This window comes from Mesorhizobium sp. M7A.F.Ca.AU.001.01.1.1 (genome assembly GCF_004022735.1).
GTDB lineage: Bacteria > Pseudomonadota > Alphaproteobacteria > Rhizobiales > Rhizobiaceae > Mesorhizobium > Mesorhizobium ciceri.
This window is the reverse complement of sequence record NZ_RZPF01001143.1, coordinates 1-1,137: the sequence shown is the minus strand read 5'-3', so window position 1 is coordinate 1,137 and position 1,137 is coordinate 1. Positions and strand designations below refer to the sequence as shown.

Here is a 1,137-nt window from a genome sequence, read left to right as displayed (position 1 = left end):
GTGCGGTGCTGGCCAACGGGGCGGTGCCGCTGACCATCGGTGGCGACCATGGCATCAGCTACCCGGCGGTGCGCGCCGTCGCCGATGCCGGCGACACCCCCGTCGGACTCATCGTCTTCGACACCCACCTAGATCTCAGCGAATCCTTCGGCGGCGACCGCCTCACTCGCGCCTCGCCCCTGCTGCGCATTGCCGAACTCGACAAGGTGGACCCCCGCCGCATCGTCGTCATCGGCGCGCGAGGCCCCCGCAACCTGCCCGAATGGACACCGCTCTACCGCAAGTTGGGCATCACCGTGTTTTCCATGGAGGAGGTGGAGCGCCTCGGCATCGAAACAGTTGCTGAACGCGCGCGCACCATCGCCAGCGCCGACGGCGCGCACCTCTATATCAGCCTCGACATCGACGGCGTCGACCCCGCCTTCGCACCGGCGACCAACAGCCCGGAACCGGGTGGCCTCACCTCGCGCGAAATCATTCGCGGCGTGAGGATCGCGGCCCGCGACGGCTTTGCTGGATTCGACCTGGTGGAGGTATCGCCGGACTTCGATGCCAGCAGCGGCACCACCAGCATCCTGGCTGGCCGGCTTCTGGCGGAGGCCCTGTTCTGCCTCGCGGCCAAGCGCGCCGGCCGGCAGGACGCCTGGCGCGACGCCCACAAGACCGACGCGCAACAGAAATAGCATCACCCTTCGGAAAGCCTCGCGGTCGAGTGACCCGATGCACCAACAGGACACAAGACCATGAGCATTGCAGATTTCCAGCCACTAGATTCAGGCAGCGTTCCACGTTTTGCCGGCCCTTCGACCTTCATGCGCCTGCCTATGGCGCGTCCGGAGCAGGTCGACATCGCCCTGATTGGCGTTCCCTTCGACGGCGGCACCACCAACCGGCCGGGCGCGCGTCATGGGCCGCGCGAAATCCGCAACCAATCCAGCCTAGTGCGGCGCGTCCACCATGTCACGGGCCTCTCGCCGTTCGAACAGGTGCGTACCGGCGACTGCGGCGACGTGATCGTAAACCCGCTCGACCTGCCCGGCTCGCTGGACACGATCAGCGCCTTCTTCAAAAACGTCCACCGCGCAGGTGCCCGGCCGCTGGTTGTCGGCGGCGATCATCTAATCACGCTGCCCATCC

Annotated in this window: 2 protein-coding genes; both read left to right on the top strand. The window is 66.8% G+C overall.

The window, feature by feature from the left end; all coding sequences use genetic code 11:
* The coding region (locus EN884_RS36580) for an arginase family protein (protein WP_206617762.1) at nucleotides 1-683 on the top strand (683 nt) is incomplete at its 5' end.
* Nucleotides 684-743: 60 nt separating this feature from the next.
* A partial coding sequence (locus tag EN884_RS36575; RefSeq protein WP_245492058.1) for an arginase family protein occupies nucleotides 744-1,137 on the top strand: 394 nt, incomplete at its 3' end.